The sequence below is a fragment of the Saprospiraceae bacterium genome, from assembly GCA_016719615.1.
Lineage (GTDB): Bacteria > Bacteroidota > Bacteroidia > Chitinophagales > Saprospiraceae > Vicinibacter.
In genome coordinates, this window is sequence record JADJYQ010000001.1 from 1171811 (window position 1) to 1187439 (window position 15629).

Annotated in this window: 12 protein-coding genes, 1 tRNA gene and 1 pseudogene; 12 read left to right on the plus strand and 2 right to left on the minus strand. The window is 39.2% G+C overall.

Going from position 1 to position 15629, the window contains the following annotated elements; translation table 11 throughout:
- Positions 1-32: 32 nt before the first annotated feature.
- The 7 genes from lpxD to IPM92_04940 all read left to right on the plus strand — a co-directional run bounded on the left by lpxD (position 33) and on the right by IPM92_04940 (position 6352).
- Positions 33-1058, plus strand: coding sequence for a UDP-3-O-(3-hydroxymyristoyl)glucosamine N-acyltransferase (gene lpxD, locus IPM92_04910; GenBank protein MBK9107723.1), 1026 nt, complete (start codon positions 33-35; stop codon positions 1056-1058).
- A 3-nt stretch (positions 1059-1061) separates the two neighbouring features.
- The gene (locus tag IPM92_04915) at positions 1062-2465 is read left to right on the plus strand and encodes a bifunctional UDP-3-O-[3-hydroxymyristoyl] N-acetylglucosamine deacetylase/3-hydroxyacyl-ACP dehydratase (GenBank protein ID MBK9107724.1); all 1404 of its coding nucleotides are present in this window, start codon (positions 1062-1064) and stop codon (positions 2463-2465) included.
- Positions 2462-3241 (plus strand): acyl-ACP--UDP-N-acetylglucosamine O-acyltransferase, encoded by a 780-nt coding sequence (gene lpxA, locus IPM92_04920; protein ID MBK9107725.1) that lies wholly within the window; start codon positions 2462-2464, stop codon positions 3239-3241. Before IPM92_04915 ends, lpxA begins: the two co-directional genes overlap by 4 nt.
- Before the next feature lie 5 nt (positions 3242-3246).
- Complete coding sequence (locus IPM92_04925; protein ID MBK9107726.1) at positions 3247-3621, plus strand: ATP-binding cassette domain-containing protein; 375 nt, start codon at positions 3247-3249, stop codon at positions 3619-3621.
- Between the two features lie 27 nt (positions 3622-3648).
- A complete protein-coding gene (locus IPM92_04930) occupies positions 3649-3882 on the plus strand; it encodes a hypothetical protein (GenBank protein ID MBK9107727.1) in 234 nt (77 codons plus the stop codon).
- Positions 3883-3960: 78 nt separating this feature from the next.
- Positions 3961-4032 (plus strand) — tRNA-Arg (locus IPM92_04935).
- 250 nt (positions 4033-4282) lie between these two features.
- Positions 4283-6352: a T9SS type A sorting domain-containing protein gene (locus IPM92_04940; GenBank protein ID MBK9107728.1), complete on the plus strand. Its 2070-nt coding sequence runs from the start codon at positions 4283-4285 to the stop codon at positions 6350-6352.
- A gap of 373 nt (positions 6353-6725) precedes the next feature.
- Here the strand turns inward: IPM92_04940 and IPM92_04945 are convergent, their stop codons facing one another.
- Positions 6726-7709 (minus strand): M23 family metallopeptidase, encoded by a 984-nt coding sequence (locus IPM92_04945; protein ID MBK9107729.1) that lies wholly within the window; start codon positions 7707-7709, stop codon positions 6726-6728.
- A gap of 189 nt (positions 7710-7898) precedes the next feature.
- Here IPM92_04945 and alaS point away from each other — a divergent pair, with 189 nt between their 5' ends.
- From alaS to IPM92_04970, 5 genes are read left to right on the plus strand one after another with little or no spacing between them, the layout of a single operon-like run.
- On the plus strand, positions 7899-10544 hold the full coding sequence (alaS, locus tag IPM92_04950) for an alanine--tRNA ligase (protein ID MBK9107730.1): 2646 nt from the start codon (positions 7899-7901) through the stop codon (positions 10542-10544).
- Positions 10541-10834: a hypothetical protein gene (locus tag IPM92_04955; GenBank protein ID MBK9107731.1), complete on the plus strand. Its 294-nt coding sequence runs from the start codon at positions 10541-10543 to the stop codon at positions 10832-10834. The genes alaS and IPM92_04955 overlap by 4 nt, the downstream gene beginning before the upstream one ends.
- A 10-nt stretch (positions 10835-10844) precedes the next feature.
- Positions 10845-11810 (plus strand): Gfo/Idh/MocA family oxidoreductase, encoded by a 966-nt coding sequence (locus IPM92_04960; protein ID MBK9107732.1) that lies wholly within the window; start codon positions 10845-10847, stop codon positions 11808-11810.
- Positions 11807-12667, plus strand: a complete 861-nt coding sequence (locus IPM92_04965) for a hypothetical protein (protein ID MBK9107733.1) — start codon at positions 11807-11809, stop codon at positions 12665-12667. Before IPM92_04960 ends, IPM92_04965 begins: the two co-directional genes overlap by 4 nt.
- 3 nt (positions 12668-12670) lie before the next feature.
- Complete coding sequence (locus IPM92_04970) at positions 12671-14083, plus strand: sugar transferase (protein ID MBK9107734.1); 1413 nt, start codon at positions 12671-12673, stop codon at positions 14081-14083.
- On the opposite strand, the pseudogene IPM92_04975 reads toward IPM92_04970, so the two are convergent.
- A pseudogene (locus IPM92_04975) lies at positions 14084-15264 on the minus strand (acetyl-CoA C-acyltransferase).
- Positions 15265-15629: the final 365 nt, after the last annotated feature.

Here is a 15629-nt window from a genome sequence, read left to right on the forward strand (position 1 = left end):
ATGCTTTGATGGCTATTTGCTAATTTTGGGCCGTGAAAATAACAACAGGTGAATTAGCCAGAATGGTCGATGGTTTATTGGAGGGGGATCCGGATATTTGGATCACCCATCCCTGCAAGATAGAAGAGGGGGAAGAAGGGAGCATTAGTTTTCTTGCTAACCCAAAATATGAGTCCTATATTTATCAAACCCGGGCCTCAGCTGTCATCGTCGAAAAGGGCTTTCAACCAAAGGAAAAGATTGGTGCTGCACTCATTCGGGTAGACAATGTCTATCTGACTGTGGGCAAGCTCCTTAGCCAATTCGAAGAATCCAAAATTGCCTATACAGGTGTACATCCTACCGCCATTATTGAGCCAACAACCCAACTAGGTAATCATGTAAGTGTTGGTCCCTATACCGTTATATCTGATGCTTGCCGGATAGGTGATCAATCAAAGATCTATGGCCATGTGTTTTTGGATAAAAATGTGAGTATCGGACAAAGGGTGATCATTTATCCCGGTGTTAAAATTTATAAAGCGTGTGTTATAGGGAATGATTGTATCATTCACTCAAATGTGGTCATCGGATCCGACGGTTTTGGCTTTTCTCCTGACGAGAAAGGCAGTTATCAGAAAATAGCTCAATTAGGCAATGTTGAAATTGGAAATAATGTTGAAATAGGAGCAAATACCACGATCGATAGAGGAACCATGGGCGACACGCGAGTTGGAAACGGCTGTAAGTTGGATAACCTCATACAAATAGCCCATAACGTTCAGATTGGTGAACACACGGTTATAGCTGCTCAAACAGGGATAGCCGGAAGTACGCGCATAGGTTCCTTTTGCCAAATTGGCGGCCAGGTTGGCATCGCCGGGCATTTGACCATTGCCGATGGGACGCTAATCCAAGCTCAATCAGGTATCGCCAGTTCACTGGAAAGCGCTAATGGCAAATGGTACGGATCTCCTGCCATTGAATATTTGGCCTATCTGCGTTCTTTCGCAGAATTCAAAGCTTTGCCTACTTTAGCAAAGCGCATTAAAGTACTAGAAGATCGCCTTAAATCTTAATTCATGGAACAAGTTTGCAAACAATCTACTATTCAAAAAGAAGTCCAAATAGAAGGAATTGGACTCCATACAGGCTCATTTGTGCGGATGACATTTCAGCCAGCACCAGAGAATCATGGAATTCGTTTTCAAAGAACAGACCTGGAAGGCCAACCCATCATTTTAGCAGATGTCAGCAAAGTAGCATCCACTAATCGGGGAACGACTTTACAGGAAGGTGCTGCTCAGGTTTGGACGGTAGAACATGTTTTGTCGGCACTCGTCGGACTGGGAATAGATAATGTTCTCATTTTAATAAATGGACCAGAAATTCCTATCAAAGACGGAAGTGCTATTGATTTTGTGGATGCACTGGAATCAGCCGGAAAAGTATTCCAAACTGCGAACCGTGAATTTTTTAAAATTACAGAACCCATTTCTTTTGAAGATCCTGAAACGGGAGCTGAATTTCTGGCTATGCCATCCGAAAAATTAGAGATCACAACGATGATTGATTTTAATTCAAAGATTATTGCCCCACAATATGCTACCCTGGGCAAAATTGAAGACTATAAAACCGAAATAGCTCCTTGTAGAACTTTTGTGTTTTTGCACGAATTGGAAAAATTGATTGATCAAAACCTGATTAAAGGTGGTGATTTAAATAATGCTATAGTCATTGTTGACAGAATGATGAACCAGGAAGAATTGGATGTTCTGGCTCGTAAACTGAATAAACCCAGTGTTAAAGTTGAAAAAGAAGGTGTTTTGAATACCATCAAATTGTATTTCGACAATGAACCGGCCAGACATAAATTATTAGATGTCATGGGCGATTTGGCATTGGTAGGAAGGCCTATTATTGGAAATATTTTGACTAAAAAACCTGGCCATAAACTCAATATTGAATTTGCGAAAATTCTAAAGAGGAAAATGATCGAACAGCGTAGAATGTCTGGAATGCCGATTTATGATCCGGATAAACCTGTCATTTACGATATAGAACAGATCAAAAATTTGTTACCGCACCGATACCCATTCCTGTTATTGGATAAAGTTATCGAGCTCACCGATAAAATGGTTGTTGGTGTAAAAAATGTTACCGGAAATGAAGCCTTTTTTCAAGGACATTTTCCGGGCAATAATGTATTTCCAGGGGTCTTGCAAATTGAAGCCCTGGCCCAGACTGGTGGAATTTTGGCACTATCAACTGTGGAAGACAAAGGGCAATGGGATACTTATTTTCTTAAAATTGATACTGCCAGATTTAAGCAAAAAGTAGTTCCGGGCGACACCTTAATATTAAAGATGGAATTAGCCGCCCCCATTCGAAGAGGAATAGTTCAAATGCTTGGCACGGCTTATGTAGGTACTAAAGTGGTTTGCGAAGCAGACTTAACAGCGCAAATAGTGAAAAGAGGATCATGAGTTCGATTCAAAGCAATATCCATCCTAATGCCAAAATTGGTAACGGTACAGTCATTGAACCGTTTGCTACGATTCAAGGAGATGTTGTCATCGGCGACAATTGCTGGGTCGGTCCTTACGTCACTATCATGGATGGAAGTCGAATAGGTAACCATTGTAAAGTATTTCCGGGGGCTGTTGTAGGCGCAATCCCTCAGGATCTTAAATATGCCGGCGAAAACAGTTTGCTTGAAGTAGGTGATTATACCGTCATTCGCGAATGTTGTACACTTAACAGAGGCACAAAAGCAGCAATGACCACCAAAGTTGGGAGCAGATGTCTTTTGATGGCTTATGTGCATGTTGCTCACGATTGTGTTGTAGGAAACAATGTGATTTTAGCCAATAGCGTCAATCTTGCAGGACATATTGAAATAGAGGATTATGCTATTATAGGTGGGATGTCCGCAATTCATCAATTTGTTAAAATTGGCGCACATGCAATGATCGGCGGAGGGTCACTCGTCATGAAAGATGTACCTCCATTTACGAAAGCAGCCAGAGACCCGCTATCTTATGAAGGTATTAATTCTATAGGTCTTAAAAGGAGAGGTTTTACAGTAGATCAAGTAAATCGGATTCATGAGATATACCGCTACATGTTTGTAAAATTCAAGAATATCGGCAAAGCCACCAAGGCTATTGAAGTTGAATTGCCGGATTCGCCAGAGAAGGATACTATTCTTGAGTTTGTCAGAAATTCCAGTCGTGGTGTAATGAAAGGATACCGAAGTTAATTCACATGCAAATTCATGTAGAGAATCTTTGGAAACGATTTCAGTCAAACTGGATTTTTAAAAACATTCAATTCGAATTTTCAGTTCCTATAATTTACGGCATAGCAGGTCCGAATGGCTCCGGAAAATCTACATTATTGCAAATATTGGCCGGACTCATACCTCCATCGAAAGGTAAAGTCATTTATAATATTAACGGTTCGAATTTGCCTGAAGATGAATGGTATAAGTATATCAGTTACGGTGCACCATATGCAGAAGTCTATGATTACCTGACCATAGCCGAATTATTGAATCATCACCAGAATTTTCGATCCTTTTATAAGGAAGTAAATACTGAGAATTTTATCAAACTCAGCTATGTGCGAGGGCACGAATAAAAATGGATCAAGACTTATTCTTCAGGTATGAAACAAAGATTGCGCCTTGCATTAGCAATACTCACAGATAGTAAAGTTTTATTTTTAGATGAACCATTGACCAATCTTGATGAACAGGCAATTGAATGGTATCAAAATTTATTGGCAAATTTTACGAAAGACAGATTGGTCATCATTGCCTCTAATGATCGAGAAGATTTCGTAAATGTAAATGAAGTTTTAGATTTGCGATCTTTTAGTCAACAGAATTCAAAAGTTTAAAATTGTAAATTCCAGTTAAATTTGTACCCTCAACTTTGGCAAATAGTCGATCCGGCCAAAATAGACGTTCAATGATCAGGCCCGGTAGTTCAATGGATAGAATAGAAGTTTCCTAAACTTTAGATACAAGTTCGATTCTTGTCCGGGCTACATTTTTAGCAAAAAGCAAAAAGCTCAAAGCCAAAAGTAAGGATTAAAATTCCTGAAGGTTACATTTTCAATAGGTTATGATCATGAATGAATTAGAGGTCTCTGAATGTACTTTTCATTGCTTTTTAAAAATGTTATCAAGCCAAGGCGCAAATGTTAAAACTTAATTTGCGGATCACAATTCCATCCTTACAGACTATCATTCGCATATCTTTGTCGGCTATTAATGTATTGCATTTAAATTTAATATATGAAGAACACTTTTCTATTTGGAATTTTATTCCTGTTTTGTGCCCTTGGGCAAAGCCAATACTATGTTTTGCCAGTTGTGAAGAACGGCCTGAATCCCGGAAATTTAAACCGCGACAATGAATTGCCTCAAAATGGTGGACTGAGCGCCGGATGGCAAACCATTTTACAAGGTCCACAAGCTTCGGGAAATTGGTCAGCTACATTTCAGGTTCCATTTAAATTTTATTTTAATGGTGCCTTGGTTAGAAATTACAAAGCATCTACGAGCGGGGTAGTGACCTTTAATTCAAAAACCAGCATGCGCGTAGATTCCAATAATATTGCTTTACCAACATCCCGCGTTCCCGACAGCTCTATTTGTATTTGGGGGCTTCGTGCTTTGCAGGGAGATTTCATCGTGATCAAAACCTTTGGATCTGAACCCCATCGTCAATTATGGATATCGTATAATTCGTTTAGCGAGCAGAATCTCAAAAGTGGAGGACATATTTACGCTTCTATAGTTTTAGAAGAAACAAGCAATAAAATATATTTGGTTGACCAACGAACAATTTGTAGACAAAACAATGTTGACTGTACCGATAAAACTGACCTCACTTTAGGGCTTCAGATCGATTCCACAAATGCAATTATGATTGCCGGTTCACCTGCTTATGCTAGCGAAAATCAAAACCTTTCTACCTCTGCAGATAATGCATACTATGCTTTTATTCCAGGACAACGACCAGATCTGGATATTGAATCGATAAAACATGGTTTCAAAGATTATTACTTATATCGTGAATTTCCTTTGGAGGTTGTAGGCTTTTTTAAAAATATAGGCAACAACTCCATCCATAAATTGGATTATCATTATCAGGTTGACAATGGTCCCGTTCTTAATGCGACTATCAACGGATTGGATATAGCACCATTAGAGGAATTTTCAATAACACATACTACGCCTTGGCAAAATGGGAATACAAAATTTGCGCAGCATACGATCAGGTCCTGGATTGGAAATATTAACGATAATCCTGCAATTCAAGCCGCTGATGATACACTTTCTTCCAGCATCATAGTCAATGATACGATTTTTGACAGAGTTGTTATGCATGAGTTTTTTGCATCGCCAACGTCCACACAAACAAAAACGGGATATGATACCATGAGCAATGTATTAAAATCCTTTCCAGGTGTATACACGGAATTGAGATATCCTATGGGAAGTCCACAGGGTGGTGACCCTTATCATACTTCTGAAGCAGCAGCCAGAGGAAGATATTACAGCCTTGGAAATCAATCTATACCTAGTTTACTGGTAGACGGAAATATTGGCATCAGCCCACTGAGTTATACCGACCAAAGTTTCAAATCTAGTCAGGAAATTCCAGCCTTTTACCAAATATTGCCCAAAGGTTCAGTGAAAGCTCAGCAAATAGATGTTCAAGTTGAAATTAAAAGTGAAGCACCTTTACTTAACAATACTAAATTATACGTAGTCATTAGTGAAAAGCAAACTTCAAAAAATGTTAAAAGCAATGGCGAAACGAGTTTTAATCATGTCTTGAAAAAATTCTTGCCCGATACCTTGGGCATTATGATAAATCCTCTAAGTGAAGATACAAGTATCCTATTTAATTTTAACTGGACAGTCCCTGGCGCGTATAGATTACCAATAGACGGTCGGACAGCAAACATTATTAATCTCGATACGGAACATAGTATTGAGGATTTTTCAAATCTTGAAGTGCTTGCATGGTTACAGGAAAGCGACAGAACTATATTACAATCGGGTTCTGCTGATCTGAGTTATACCGTATCAAACGATGATCCCCTTACTACAAATGAAATACGAGTGTATCCAAATCCTGTACAAGGAGAACTCATTATTGATTTGAGAGACATCGCGACAACAGATCCATTATCGCTAAGGATTTCTGATATAAAAGGAAACGTCGCTTTCAGCGGACTCGTTGATTCGAAACTGATGTTTGTGAATACTTCCCTTTGGAAAGCCGGATTATATATCATTCAGGCCACCGGACAACAAAGTAACTATCAGACGAAGGTATTGATTGTGGATTAAAGGAGTTAGCAGTTTTTAATGAACAGCTGACAGTAGAGATAAGCTTAAAGTCTAAAGGTCAAAGTAACTAAGGATGGGTTATGAAGCTCATAATTAGATCCGTTTATCTTTTTTTGAATCTTAAAATTCTGATGCATAAAATTTGGAAGTTTGCAGTCTCCAGTGCTTAGGGTTTTGTTGGCAGCCCATTCTGACTAACAATCGTTCGTTAGTATAAATGTATTGTTGAAAATTCATTCTTATACCCACTTTGATGTAGAAACGAGTTTAAACCAAATAAAGCTTTGTGCTTCCTGCTTTTAGCCCCTAAACTAGCCTTTAAACTTTTACCTTTAGCCTTTAGCCTTAAGACTTAAGCCTTAAGACTTTACCCCTAATCAAACGACTGATTCAAAGTTGATGCCATGTCCACCATATCCTGATATTCTTCAGGAGTAAGACCATCCATACAGTAATGAATTGGATTAACGGCTTTGCCATTTTGACGGACTTCATAATGCAGGTGCGGAGCAGTGGATGTGCCTGTACTGCCAATGGTACCAATTAATTGGCCTTTTTTGACCTTTTCACCTATGCGAACTTTAATTTCTTTCATGTGTGCATACAGTGTAGAAAAACCATGTCCGTGGTCAATGAGAATGCTTCTTCCGTAACCGCTTTTTTTGGATTCTATTTTAAGCACCCGGCCATTTCCGGTAGCTTGAATTTCAGTACCTGCAGGTGCAGCGAAATCTATGCCTTCGTGCATTTTGGATACTTTATGGATCGGGTGGAGACGGATTCCGTATCCTGACATTTGGCTAACACCTCTGTTTAATTTGTCGACTCTTACAGGCTTTATCGATGGAATACTTTGAAAGAAATCCTCGCGTTCTTTCATTCTCTTTTCGATGGCATCCAGCGAATTAGATTGGATGTATAACTGACGTTCTAATTTGCCAACCTGGCCTTTTAGATTTTTAAAAGTATTGCCGGTAACATTCAAACTTCCATCCATGGCATTGGGGTCATGGCCGCCAATTCCACCTTCCCAAAGGTCTTTGTCGATGGGATCCATTCCAAACAAGACCCGGTGAACCTGTGCATCGCGTTTTTGCAGATTATCCAATACTTTATCCATGACGACAATCTGGTCTTTCATTGAAAGCATGTGGTATTCTACTTGGCTTAGTTCGCGTTTAAGGGCTTTTTCGCGTGGCGATGGAAAAAATTCGGATGTAAAAAAATAGATGAGGAAGGTAGTAACAATAACAGCAGATAAGAAGGCTAAAACACGTAAGACGTAAAAAGTCCCGCTGAGTTTAACTTTCTCAAACTGAAGTGTTTGTGGATTATAAACGTATTTTTCAGATCTCATTAAAACCTGCCTGCGTTAAAAATACTAAATTTGCGATCCGATTACGCTCGCTTTGTTTGAATGATCAAAATTAATGATTTTTTGATAATTAACCTTGGTTTAATCGCTCAAAAAGTTTATAAATTCTTGTTAAATATATAATTATCAATAAATTAGCTATTTAAATATAATAAATACTTATAATATAATATGGATTCCCGCAGCATTCGCCAAACGTTTTTAGAGTTTTTTGAAAAACATCAACATAAAATTGTGCCTTCTGCGCCAATTGTCGTCAAAAATGACCCCACTTTGATGTTCACAAACGCAGGGATGAATCAATTCAAAGACTATTTTCTCGGGAATCAGCCCGCACAAAACAAAAGAATTGCCGATAGCCAGAAATGTCTTCGAGTGAGTGGAAAACACAACGATCTGGAAGAAGTAGGCACAGATGGCTATCACCACACCATGTTTGAAATGTTGGGCAACTGGTCATTTGGAGATTATTTCAAAGAAGAGGCCATCGAGATGGCATGGAAACTCCTTACTGAGGTCTACGGTTTGCAAAAAGACAGAATCTACGTTTCTGTATTTGGGGGAGATACCCAGGAAGGATTGGCAAGAGATGAAGAGGCTATAGGATACTGGAAAAAATGGGTCGACGAAGAGCGCATCCTGAGTTTTGGCAAAAAAGATAATTTTTGGGAAATGGGTGATACCGGCCCATGCGGTCCCTGTTCAGAGATTCATTATGATATCAGAAGCGATGAATTGCGAAAGTCAAAGCCAGGAGCTGATCTCGTTAATGTTGGAACACCCGATGTCATCGAAATCTGGAACCTCGTTTTTATCCAGTATAATAGAAAAGCAAATGGTAGTCTGGAAGAACTTCCCGATAAACATATTGATACGGGAATGGGTTTTGAAAGATTGGCGATGGTCCTACAAGGCAAAACTGCCAGCTACGATACAGATATTTTTAGTCCGTTCATTCGTTTCATTTCCGAATTTACAGGGATCACTTATAAAGCTAGTTATGATTTTTCTGAAAAATCAGATCTTGCCATGCGCGTAATTGCAGATCATATTAGAGCAGTCTGCTTTGCCATTGCAGATGGATCTCTACCTTCTAATACAGGTCCGGGTTATGTTATTCGCCGGATCTTAAGAAGAGCTGTGAGATATTATTACTCTTTTCTCGGAATTAAGGATCCATTTCTGTTCAGACTGGTACCGATCTTATTGGAACAAATGGGAAATGTTTACACGGAGTTGGCGGCGCAAAGCAAATTGATCAGTAACGTATTGCTGGAAGAAGAGGCTTCTTTTCTGCGCACCTTAGAAGAGGGCTTGCGCAAAATCGAGGCCCTCGATCAAAATATGCAAACCCTATCGGGCAAATTGGCATTTGAACTCTATGACACTTATGGTTTCCCTTTTGACCTCACCCAATTAATTGCAAAAGAAAACAATTGGAAAGTGGATGAGCAAGGTTTTCATGATGCCATGTTGCAACAAAAGGAACGTTCGAGATCAGATGCCAAAAAAGAATATTCTGATTGGAACATTATTCATGATGGAACCAGTCATTTTGTTGGATACGATACAGATGAAGTTGAATCTACCAAATTGTTGAGATGGAGAAAACTTGCGCTAAAAGGACAAAACGTTTTTCAGTTGGTATTTGAAACGACTCCCTTTTATCCGGAAGGTGGCGGACAGGTAGGCGATAAAGGCATTGCAGTATTTGATGGGAGTCCCATTGAAATAACAGAAACCCTCAAAGAAAACGAGCTCATCCTTCATATGGCTTCAAGTTTACCTGAGCATTTGGATAAACCCGTTAGCTTAAAAATAAATTCTTACCGGAGAAGTTTGATCGAAAACAACCATAGCGCAACGCATTTACTACACGCTGCGCTGCGTAAAGTTTTGGGAAGCCATGTACAGCAAAGAGGTTCATTAGTTCAGGATTCTTATCTGCGTTTTGATTTTTCGCATTTCCAAAAAATGGATGAGGAATCTATCGCTAAGGTAGAACAGTTGGTCAATGAAAAAATCCGCGAAAACATTGCACGAATAGAACGGAGGTCAGCTCCCATTGATGAAGCAAAACAAGCAGGTGCTATGATGCTTTTTGGTGAAAAATATGGAGATAAAGTAAGAATGATCACATTTGACCCGGCTTATTCGATTGAGTTATGTGGAGGATGTCACGTAGATACTACAGGGCAGATCGGTTTCTTTAAAATTATTTCGGAAACAGCCATCGCTGCAGGTATCCGACGAATAGAAGCCGTCACGGCTATTGAGGCGGAAAAATTGATCAGAGCACAATTTCAACAAATGTTTGAAATCAAAAATTTATTAAAGAATCCGAATAATGCCGTTGATTCGATTCATCATTTGCTTGAAGAAAATAAAACACTTCAAAAGCAGGTCCAGGAACTCAAAGAAGCTCAGGCCATGGCTTTGAAGCAGACCATGCTCAGCAAAAGTGATCGCATTGCCGGAATCCGTCTGCTATGTGAAGTGATTCCTGTCGATGACGGCAAAATTGCCAAAAGTCTCATTTATCAAATTGCAAAAGAAATGGAGCCTGCTATCATTCTTTTTGGTTTTATCGAAAACGAAAAGCCACAATTGATGTGTCTCATTTCTGAGGAATTGACGAAAGCATACGCTTATAATGCTTCCAGTTGGGTTCGCGAAATTGCTAAGCATATAGATGGTGGTGGGGGTGGTCAGGCATTTTTTGCAACCGCTGGCGGTAAAAATGCAAATGGGCTCAATGCTGCGGTTGAATTTTCTAAACAATTGATTCAGGAACAAATTTCAAAAGTCAATACATGATCCAGGCATTTATATATATCTTCTGTATATTCGCTTTGTTTGTAGGATTTAACATTTACATCCGTGTGAAAACGTTTAAATTTTATAAGCAACTGGTAGATCGCCGCATCCAATTTCATTTTAAAGATATTTTCAGCAAATTAAGATGGGAAAAGATTCTTGCGCAATATCCAGATGATATCGATTTGCTGAATCGTTTTCGCAAACACATGCTTACGACTGGTTTGCTCTTTGTGTGTGTGATCATCCTCGTATTCCTCCTTTTATTTTTCATGAGAAATATTCAATAAACCCATGTCCATTCAAAAATTGAAAATTGGTCTATTGGGTGCCGGACATCTCGGTAAAATTCACTTAAAATGCTTGCTGGAATTGCCACAATGGGAGCTTGTTGGTTTTTATGACATTGTGCCGGAAACCAGAGCAGAGGTCTCCAAACTTTTTGGGATACCAGCTTTCGATGATTTGGATGCATTCATCGAAAAATGCGATGCATTAGATATTGTGAGTTCAACTTCTGCACACGCTTCATTGGCCACTAGATGCATTCAGGCCGGGAAACATTGCTTTATCGAAAAACCGGTGAGTAGTACCCTGGAAGAAGCAGTAAGCCTGGAAAAACTCAGCAAAGAGTATCGCGTAAATGTTCAGATTGGGCATGTAGAGCGCTTCAATCCAAGCTTTGCTGCAGTAAGACCTTTTATAAAAAATCCGAGATTTATTGAAGCGCATCGATTATCCAGTTTTAATCCTCGTGGAAGGGATGTTTCTGTCGTTCATGACATCATGATCCATGATTTGGATTTGATCTGTTTAATGGCCAATAGTCCATTTAAAGAAATACGGGCCAACGGAGTCTCATTGGTAAGTCCATTGCCCGACATTTGTAACGCTCGCATTGAATTTGAAAGCGGTTTGGTTTGTAATGTTACGGCCAGCAGGATTTCGCTTAAACAAATGCGCAAACTTCGAATTTTCCAGGAAGATGCCTACATTAGTCTGGATATGCTCGAAAAAGAAGCCCAGGTCATCAGACTTTTGGATGGACCTCTTGATGATACCATTGAAATTGACACACACCGAGGTAAAAAATATATTAGTCTGGTCAATCCGGAAATAAAAAATATGAACGCCATTGTGGAAGAATTAAAATCTTTTCATAAAAGCATCGTTAATGATGAAGTTCCAGAGGTCAATTTGCATGAAGGAATTCAGGTAATGACCTTGGTTCAGGCAATAACGAAGCAAATCGACCAAAACCAATGAGCTTTTTCCAAAAACGCTTTACTTACTTTATATCTTTTTTGGTTTTATATGCATGTGATACAGAGCAAGAACCAGCCCCGGCTTATTTAACGGTCCAGGACTTTAGCTTTCAGGCTAAACCAGGCGAAGGGACTTCAAGGCAAAATATTACGGACGCCTGGATTTATGTAAACAATCAATATGTTGGTGCTTATGAATTACCGGCCACAATCCCTGTATTATCAAGTGGTTTGTTAGAGGTATTGATTCAAGCCGGTTTTCGCAAAAATGGGCGGATTACGAGTCCTTCGCGTTATGAATTGTTAGAACCTTATCAAACAACAGCCTTGTTTGATCCGCTTGAAACTACGCAGCTAGCTCCTTCAACTGCTTACCAGGCAAATTTGGATTTTACTTTTTTAGAAGAATTTGAGGGTGTCCATTTTTTAAATATTGACCGCGATGGCAATTCGGAAACAAAAATATTATTGAGCACGGTTGAAGATGCTTTCGAAGGATTGAGATCTGGTGTCATAGAATTAACCAAGGACCGCAAATCCTTGCTTGCGGTTTACGATATCGAAAAAGTCATCCCGCAAAGTCCGGACCCCATCATTCTCGAATTACATTTCAAAGCAGATATTCCATTTTCAATTGGATTTCTGGGGAATAAAGGTGCATTGGGAGAAGATTATTTAATCAATGCAAGTCTTTTACCTAAAAAAGAATGGACCAAAGCATATTTTGATTTCAGAGATATTATAAATGATTCCAACGCAAACGGATATCGTCTGGCAATTTCAGCAAATTTTCAGGAGGATACTGCTATTGCAATACAGCGAATTTTATTGGATAACATCAAAGTGGTACATCGTTAATCCATGTTCAAACGGAAAGAAAATTTTATATATCAGGCCGGTGATTTCCTGCTTTCTCTGATCGCCTGGTACCTCTTTTTCGAATATCTAAGTGCAAACGAATATATCCGTGCGAAAGAGCCGAATCAAATTGACCTGTTTTTCTTTATCGGATTCTTTCTAGTCCCTTTTAGTTGGTCTTTGTTTTATATACTCACCGAACAATACCGCGATGTGTATAGATTATCGCGCTGGTCTGTATTTTCGCAAACCCTGATGTCCTCTATATTCGGAAGCCTTGTTCTTTTTTTTATTTTACTAGCGAATAAAAATATTCAGTTTGACGGAAGGTATTTTTCTGCGATTGCAGTCTATTTTTCTCTGCATTTCGGACTCTCTATAATTTTTCGCTTGGTTTATCTCACGTATATCAGTAATAGACTCAAAAAAGGTCAGGTTGGATTTAATACTATTATCATTGGTGGGGATCAAAGTGCAGTAAAACTTTTTAAAGAAATTAGTTCTTTGCATTATTCTCTTGGCCATAAATTTTTAGGTTTTATTCACTCCAATGGTTCAAGTTCAAATGAACTCGTGCAATATCTTCCGGAAGTTGGCGGACTCAAAAATATTGAAACTGTGATTCGCAATTTAAATATTGAAGAAGTGATTATTGCCATAGAATCTACAGAACATGAAAAACTAAAATCCATTTTGGATGTATTGTTTGAATTTGGTGATCGCTTAATTATTCGAACCATTCCTGACACTTATGATATTTTATTGGGTACTGTTCGATTAAACCATTTGTATGGGGCTATTCTAATTGAAGTGCGACAAGAGATTATGCCCAGATGGCAAATATTTTTCAAAAGAGTTTTGGATTTGATGGTCAGTTTTCTGGCATTGCTCATTTTGATGCCACTCATTGCTTATATTTATCTTCGCTCTAAAATTTCTGCAAGAGGGCCCGCTATTTATAGTCAGGAGCGTATTGGCTTAAATGGAAAGCCATTTCAAATCTATAAATTCAGATCTATGAATGTAGAAGCAGAAGAAAACGGACCTTTGTTGTCCTATGAAGGCGATCCACGCATTACGCCCTGGGGCGCTATACTTAGAAAATGGAGATTAGATGAAATTCCACAATTCATAAATGTGATTAAAGGTGATATGTCACTTGTAGGGCCACGTCCTGAAAGAAAATATTTTATCGATCAGATCATGCAGAACGCGCCACATTATAAACATTTATTAAAAGTGAGACCGGGAATTACCTCATGGGGTCAGGTTAAATTCGGCTATGCGTCTTCATTAGAAGAAATGATGAAACGATTGGAGTATGATATTCTTTACATCGAAAACCGTTCCTTGGGTCTTGATTTTAAAATCTTGTTTTATACCGTTGCGGTATTGATTCAGGGCAAAGGAAAATAATTACTGCATATTTTCGATAATCATTGCTGATGCTCCGCCGCCGCCATTACAAATAGCGGCCAGACCATATCTGGAATTTTGCTGCTTGAGTATATACACAAGAGTGGTCAATATTCTAGACCCCGAAGAACCCAGCGGATGCCCCATAGCAACAGCGCCGCCTTTGATGTTGATGATATCCGGATTGACTTGGAGAATTTGTTGAAAAGCCAAAGGAACTACAGCAAAAGCTTCATTGACTTCAACAAAAGAAATATCATTCCATTGTAAACCGGCTTTATCCAAAACTTTTTTGAGGCTAGGGTGGGTGAAGTGGTGAACCATATAGGGGCTTGTTCTGCCTCAGCACTTGCAACGATACGTGCAAGTGGTTTAAGTCCGAGTTCTTTTAATTTAGATTCACTTACAAGTATCAAAGCAGATGCGCCATCATTGATGGTAGAAGCATTGGCAGCAGTAACGGTTCCATCTTTGGAAAAACTAGCCTTCAAGCCTGGTATTTTTGCAAAGTCCACTTTTCTGATTTCTTCATCTTCCTGAAATGAAATTGGGTCGCCTTTTTTTTGCGGGAGCAGGATGGGTATGATTTCATTTTTAAAATCACCAGCTTCGCTGGCTTTTTGTGAGCGCTGATAGGAGCGAATGGCATATGCATCTTGCATTTCTCTGGTCAATCCATATTTAGTCGCCGCAAGATCTCCACATGCTCCCATGGCCGAATGGTTGTAAGCATCTGAAAGGCCATCCTTTTGTAAGCCATCAATCAGTTGGGAGTGTCCATATTTCGCGCCCCATCTCATGGACTCCGCGTAAAACGGAATATTCGACATACTTTCCATTCCACCAGCTAATACGATATCTGCATCGCCCAATTGAATCGACTGTGCACCCAATGCCACAGCTTTCATGCCGGATGAGCAAACTTTGTTGACGGTTGTACAAATGGTTGAAGCAGGTAATTCAGAACCCAGGCAAACCTGTCTTGCCGGAGCCTGGCCCAAATTTGCGGAGCAAACATTACCCATCCAAACTTGCTCTATCAATTCTTTGTCAATTCCTGATTTTGCGATTGCTCCTTGGGCAGCATGAATCCCCAATTGGATCGCAGACATACCTGCTAATGAACCACCAAAGCTGCCCATGGCGGTGCGTGCAGCGGAAACTATATATACCTCATTCATTTATTTACTTTTTAAAGGGCGCAAATATAGGCTGGTTGTGTTCTAATATAACAAATCTTTGGGAAATTGGATTAAATTTTCTTTAATTATCTGAAAATGAATTTGTTGCTCATTTTTCAATCCGAAGGGAAGCTCGTTTTTAATTAATTTTTGAAAAAATGATAAAAGATTTGTTGACAATCATCCGATTAATCCTATTCATTAAGAAATGAGCAAATAATTCTTTAACAACAAAATCAAACACGATGAAAAAGTCAATAAAATTATCTTTCATATGCGCTTTCGTTTGGATTTCCATTTCGCTCAGCAGTTGTTTTAAAGAGCGCGTCTTTGATCCCGGCTCTCAAGGCTTTTGCAAGCCCTGC

Bases quoted from the DNA above. Each gene is read 5' to 3' on its own strand.
- IPM92_04965 (MBK9107733.1), top strand. From the start codon at position 11,807: ATGAGCTTTTTCCAAAAACGCTTTACTTACTTTATATCTTTTTTGGTT.
- lpxA (MBK9107725.1), top strand. From the start codon at position 2,462: ATGAGTTCGATTCAAAGCAATATCCATCCTAATGCCAAAATTGGTAAC.
- IPM92_04925 (MBK9107726.1), top strand. From the start codon at position 3,247: ATGCAAATTCATGTAGAGAATCTTTGGAAACGATTTCAGTCAAACTGG.
- IPM92_04955 (MBK9107731.1), top strand. From the start codon at position 10,541: ATGATCCAGGCATTTATATATATCTTCTGTATATTCGCTTTGTTTGTA.
- alaS (MBK9107730.1), top strand. From the start codon at position 7,899: ATGGATTCCCGCAGCATTCGCCAAACGTTTTTAGAGTTTTTTGAAAAA.
- IPM92_04915 (MBK9107724.1), top strand. From the start codon at position 1,062: ATGGAACAAGTTTGCAAACAATCTACTATTCAAAAAGAAGTCCAAATA.
- IPM92_04945 (MBK9107729.1), bottom strand. From the start codon at position 7,709: ATGAGATCTGAAAAATACGTTTATAATCCACAAACACTTCAGTTTGAG.
- IPM92_04940 (MBK9107728.1), top strand. From the start codon at position 4,283: ATGAAGAACACTTTTCTATTTGGAATTTTATTCCTGTTTTGTGCCCTT.
- IPM92_04970 (MBK9107734.1), top strand. From the start codon at position 12,671: ATGTTCAAACGGAAAGAAAATTTTATATATCAGGCCGGTGATTTCCTG.
- IPM92_04930 (MBK9107727.1), top strand. From the start codon at position 3,649: ATGAAACAAAGATTGCGCCTTGCATTAGCAATACTCACAGATAGTAAA.